At 27.3% G+C, this 5,421-nt stretch carries 7 protein-coding genes; 3 read left to right on the top strand and 4 right to left on the bottom strand.

Translation table 11 applies throughout. The features are described 5' to 3' along the window. The first annotated feature begins 186 nt into the window (after positions 1-186). Complete coding sequence (locus JMM81_RS22415) at positions 187-537, top strand: efflux RND transporter periplasmic adaptor subunit (RefSeq protein WP_256243775.1); 351 nt, start codon at positions 187-189, stop codon at positions 535-537. Beyond that, positions 534-860, top strand: a complete 327-nt coding sequence (locus JMM81_RS22410; protein ID WP_256243774.1) for an ATP-binding cassette domain-containing protein — start codon at positions 534-536, stop codon at positions 858-860. The genes JMM81_RS22415 and JMM81_RS22410 overlap by 4 nt, the downstream gene beginning before the upstream one ends. Positions 861-990: 130 nt before the next feature. Here the strand turns inward: JMM81_RS22410 and JMM81_RS22405 are convergent, their stop codons facing one another. The 3 genes from JMM81_RS22405 to JMM81_RS22395 are packed head-to-tail and all read right to left on the bottom strand — an operon-like array spanning position 991 to position 3,686. Next, positions 991-1,173: a hypothetical protein gene (locus JMM81_RS22405; protein ID WP_256243773.1), complete on the bottom strand. Its 183-nt coding sequence runs from the start codon at positions 1,171-1,173 to the stop codon at positions 991-993. Then, positions 1,170-1,889 carry an ATP-binding cassette domain-containing protein gene (locus JMM81_RS22400; RefSeq protein ID WP_256243772.1) on the bottom strand — a complete coding sequence of 240 codons (720 nt, stop codon included), beginning with the start codon at positions 1,887-1,889 and terminating at the stop codon, positions 1,170-1,172. The genes JMM81_RS22405 and JMM81_RS22400 overlap by 4 nt, the downstream gene beginning before the upstream one ends. Before the next feature lie 12 nt (positions 1,890-1,901). Then, a complete protein-coding gene (locus JMM81_RS22395; RefSeq protein ID WP_256243770.1) occupies positions 1,902-3,686 on the bottom strand; it encodes a hypothetical protein in 1,785 nt (594 codons plus the stop codon). Positions 3,687-4,157: 471 nt separating this feature from the next. On the opposite strand from JMM81_RS22395, the gene JMM81_RS22390 reads away from it, so the two are divergent. Further along, on the top strand, positions 4,158-4,922 hold the full coding sequence (locus JMM81_RS22390; protein ID WP_256243768.1) for a LytR/AlgR family response regulator transcription factor: 765 nt from the start codon (positions 4,158-4,160) through the stop codon (positions 4,920-4,922). Between the two features lie 358 nt (positions 4,923-5,280). On the opposite strand, the gene JMM81_RS22385 is transcribed toward JMM81_RS22390, so the two are convergent. Further along, positions 5,281-5,409, bottom strand: coding sequence for a recombinase family protein (locus JMM81_RS22385; protein ID WP_256243776.1), 129 nt, complete (start codon positions 5,407-5,409; stop codon positions 5,281-5,283). Positions 5,410-5,421: the final 12 nt, after the last annotated feature.

Below are 5,421 nucleotides of genomic sequence, written 5' to 3'. Positions count from 1 at the left end.
ATGGAACAGAAGATCAATCAAAGATGTTGTACACAGATTCTTGTTTAAAAACAAAAAAAGAAAGGTGATGCCTTCCTTTTTCATTTAAATGTACTGTGGAGAGCTTTGTAAGGCTTCTTTAAGTACATAAGAACCCCACTACTTTAGCGGTGGGAGTAGTCAGAAATAGATAATGAGCCAATAATTATGCACAACGAACCTCAAGTAGGTACCGGAAATCAAACTGCAACTTATCCTTTTCAAGTTGAACTCAATGAATTCAATGAAGAATTAAAATCTGGTTACCAGGTAAATGTAGAAGTTGAAATTAAAGGAGAAATGAAAAAGCCTGTTGTTCTTGTAGAAAGTATTGTTACTGATGATCAAGGGGAATTTGTCTATGTTGTTATTGAAGATACATTAAAGAAACAGTATATAGAGACAGGTATATTAGATAATAATTTTAAAGAAGTTATAAGTGGATTAGAAGTTGATGAAAAGATATTATTAAATCCTTCAAATGGTACTTCTGAGGAAATGGAGATCATTGAATCATGATTAAATTAGAAAACATTTCTAAAAGTTATGTAAATGGTGCTCTTAAGTTTCCTGTTTTAAAACACATTAATTTAAACATTAATAAGAGTGAGTTTGTATCCATAATGGGACCTTCTGGTTCAGGTAAGTCTTCTTTAATGAATATTATAGGTTTATTAGATCGGGCTACTGAAGGAAATTATATATTAAATAATAAAAAAATTGATTTTAAAAATGAAGTATTTATATCTGGTTTTAGAAATCAATCAATAGGTTTTGTATTTAAACACTTTCAATTATTGTCTAGAAGTACAGCTTTGGAAAATGTAGAACTTCCATTATAAACATTTTTTTTGTATTATGGTCTTTTATTGTCGTATTAGGGCTATTAATGTTCTTATTTACACATTTAAGTCATTTTAAAACTGAAATACATAAGACGCTATCATTCTTTTCTAATGATAGCGTCTTATGTTATTTATGAGTTTTCTTTTTTTGTTTTAAAATATTAAAGAAAGTTACCGAAAAAACAAATAAGAAAATAATGGAGATAACCATGGTGTCTTTATAATTACCAGTCATTAATGAATAAATTAAAGGGGGTATTACAAATAAAGTAAATACAGTCATTACTGTAAAGAATAGTTTTTTACTCATGAATGCTTTCCTCCTAAAGCCAATGTAATCATAAAATAATCTTCTAAATTATTATTTTTTTCTAGTATTGAAGATACATCAATATCTTTTCTTAAAATTTCGCCCTCATTAATCACAATTATTGAATCGCAAAATCCCTGTGCTACTTCTAATTGATGTGTTGACAAAAGGATGGAATTTCCTTTATCTACAAACTCTTTTAAAATTAATTTAATTTTTTTCATATTAATAGGATCAATACCAGAGATAAATTCATCTAACAATAGTAATTTTGGATTGTTTAATAGTGAAGTTAGTAAAGATAACTTTTTTTTGTTTCCTAGGGATAAATTATTGATTTTTTTACCAATTTCTTTTTCTAAATCATATTTAATAATAAGATTTGTCATCTCATCTTTTGGTAATTTTAAATTAAAAAGGTCAAGTACAAATTGAATATATTCATATCCAGTCAGTTCTTCATATAGAAAAGGGAAGTCAGGAATGAATATTACATCTTTTTTAGACATTGAAATTGGAGTATCATTTAGTAATACTTTCCCGTTATCAAAAGTTAATAATCCAGAAGCAATCTTTAATGTGGTCGTTTTACCAGCTCCATTTTGACCAAGAAAAGCAATAATTTTTCCTTTTGGTATTTCAAAAGATATATTATTCAATATTTTTTTTTGTTCGACTGTTTTTGTAACTTCTATGAACTTTAATATTGGTTTCATACTTCCTTCTCCTTATAAAAATAGTTGATCAATATTCGATATTTTAGTTAATCGTAATTGAATAAAACGTAATGAAATCATAATTAAAACAAAGAATAACCCGATCATGAAAAGCCATTGAGTTAATATATAGTTAAATAGGGTGATCATATCTGTTAGTAAAAATGCAGTTGGAAGCATGCTTGCGGGTATTATAATCCCTAGCATCGAGAACTTTATGATGTCTTGAATTGCTTTTTTATCAGGAAACTCATCTATTTGCTCGATATTTAAATAATTAAAATGCGGACTAATGACTGACGGCAAGAATAAAATTATTGAAAATAACATGTAAGCTACTGAATGAAGTGAGATTATTAAAAGACTCAATTTTATCTCAACTTGATTAAAGATTAAAAAAATAATATCTCCAATTAAAAGTAGAGGAAATGTCAAAACAATAAATAATCTAAATTTATATTTAAACAATTCCCATAGTGTTTGACCTGCAAGTAAGTGAATTAAAATGTGTTTCCCTTCACTATCTAATGAAAATATTCCTAATAAATTAGTAAATACAGAATCAACATAGAAGAAAACGAAAAAGAATAAATAAAATGACAATACCAAAAAATAAATTTTAGTTTCAGGTTCAATTCCACTAAGTAATCCTGAAAAAACACCTAATTGAATCCAGAAAGGGACTGATCCCATTAATGTTTGGAATCTATGGAAAAAGTAACTGGTTCTAAATTGATGTTTAAAAAGAATGTTTGAATAGTGATGTCCTAAGAGGTTGCCTAAATTAACACTCCATTCTTCTAGCCTTTTAAAAGGATAATATTTTTGTTCAAAATCTTTATCCTGATATTTTGCAAGAAGCACAGCTACAATAGATAATAAAAAAACAATGGTTGTAAAAATAAGTAAAGTGAATACATTGACATTATCAAATAAAATCATTGTTAATATATTTTGTGGTAAAAAAGGATGCTGTAACACGGTGAAAATGGGACTGAAAAGACTTATCAAAATGTCTGATCCTTGATTGATCCATTCTTGATATACTTGTATATCTAGATCATTGGAGGTTAGTGGAAAATCTTTAATCCATGGAGCTATAGATTTTCCACTCCAAAATGCTATATATATAGCGAATACTCTTAGAGAAACGTTAAAGATTACTTTAAAAAGGTAATTTGATTTGTATTTCTGCAAGCTTAAATATCTATTATGAAAGATTGAAGTAATTAAACTGATAAATATAAAAAGAAAAAAGGCTAATAAGATAACTAAAGTTATTTGTAACCAATTAATTTCAGTAAGTATCCCTAAAGCTAACAACACAGGTAAGTGATTACAAAAATAATCTTTTGTATACCACGTTATGGATTCTAAATATAAGTAAATTCTCGTTTTAGTAGGACTTAATTTTAAAGTAATAGTTAACCAATCTTTATCTATTGAATGTATCTGCCACTTTGAGGAACTAATACCGGTTATTAATGAAAAGAGAAAAATAAATAAAAATGTAATCGACCATAAAATTTCGTAGTTATCACTAACATAGGAAAGAATTTTCCAAAGGATACTGAGAAGGATACCATTGAATTGACCATTTATTAAATTTTCATTAAAAACACTAAATTTAAATAAAAAGTAAGTACCAAAAAAAATAACAATAAAATTCAGGGTGCTTATAATGAGGGCTAATATCCAAAATTTATTTCCTGACGGAATGTTACGGAATAATTTGAGATAATTCCATTGATTTTTCCACCTAATAATAAGTTTCCACTTTATCCATTTATGTAACATAACTCCATCCCTTTCTATGTATTCATTACAAACACGATTAATAAAAAAGTATTTTTAGAGTAATTGTTTGATATAGAATTCCTATAGTACCTTGTATTGCAATATAGCAGACGTCTTTTTCCATTAAATATAACCTTAATATAATATTCAGTCTATATAAATTGCCTATAAAGGGTAATAAGTAGTTTTTTAGGTACAAAATATTGTATATGTATATTATAAATATCTATTGTATAAAGTTGAAGGAAATTACAATTTGTAGAATGTTAAATTTTCATGAAATTGTAATTTAAATGTAAAATAGAACCAATTACCCTTCCCTTAAGTCCCTATTATTAATAATATTGAACTGAATTTCATGGATAATAATTACTTATTTGGAAGGGTAATGTCGTTATTTATGGGGGATATGAACTGTGTTTTAGTAAGTAAATATACCAATTTTTAAAATTCAGAAAGGGATTATGATAAATGTATGAGATAAATATACTGATTTTGGATAACGAACAAAAGTGTATTAATTCTTTAAAAGAAATGCTTAGTCACAATTTCATTACAAATGTATATGAATTGTCTGATGTTAACGATGTCAAATGTTTTTTACAAAAAAGCAAAATTGATTTAGTCTTTTTAAATATTGAATTGCCTAATATAAATGCTCTAAAGTTAGCAAATGAGTTAAAAACTGAATTCCCCTATATTGAGTTTGTCTTTATAGGAAATCATATAAACTATAAGTTTAATATTTATAAATATGGTACATATCCTATTGACTTCTTAGTTAAGCCTATTAATCCTTTTTGGGTTGAGAAGGCACTCATTGAATACAGAGAAAAAATGAATTATATCCAATCTAATGAAGAAAAAAGTAGAAGTATGACTTTTATACCAAAAAAAATCATGATTAAGGATAAAGGATCCATTTTATTTGTAAATATAGAAGAGATTAACTTTGTAGAAAAAAGAGAGAGAAAGTGTGTAATTAATATTAAAAATAATGAAGAAATAGAATGTAATAATACATTAAATGAACTAGAGGAAATGCTTTCTAGTCACAATTTTTTTCGACCTCATCAATCTTTTTTAATCCCAATTTCAAAAATTGCTAAAATTAAACCGGATGATCTAATGAGATCCTATGTCCTAGAAATAGACAATCTTAATGCTGAAATTCGAGTGAGTAAAAATAGGTATGGTGATTTAAAAAAAGTTTTAATTGACAGTTATTCTAATTAAGACGAACTAATTACCGGTTTTTAATAAAAACATAAAATAAACTAATCTTGACTTAAGGTAGATCGGTTTTTAACGCCGTCTTATCTACAAAGGGATTTTTATGTGTATCAACCTGGTTTAGGTTTAAATATACCTTTCGAATTTTAATTAATTTCATATTGTCCTATTTTCTCTCTGATATCCCCCTATAATTGCGACAGTAGGATTAATTCTATAATCCTTAATTAAGTATGAATATAATCCTTTACTGCGGGATTTGCTCTTTCTTCAATTCTCGATCTATTGTTGCTGCCGAAACACCGGTTGCTTCCTGAATTTCCTTTACCGTCATTCGTTTAGAATGATACATCGCAATAGCTTAATTCAACTTATGATGATTAACTTTTGGCCTTCCACCTTTACGTCCCCGAGCTCGGACTGCCTTCAGCCCAGCCATCGTTCGTTCACTAATAATGTCCTGTTCAAATTCCGCCAATACCGAAAGCATTCCAAACATAGC

Origin of the sequence: Bacillus sp. V3B, from assembly GCF_024494465.1 — a bacterium.
Lineage (GTDB): Bacteria > Bacillota > Bacilli > Bacillales > Cytobacillaceae > Bacillus_BD.
This window is presented reverse-complemented; position numbering and strand designations above follow the sequence as displayed.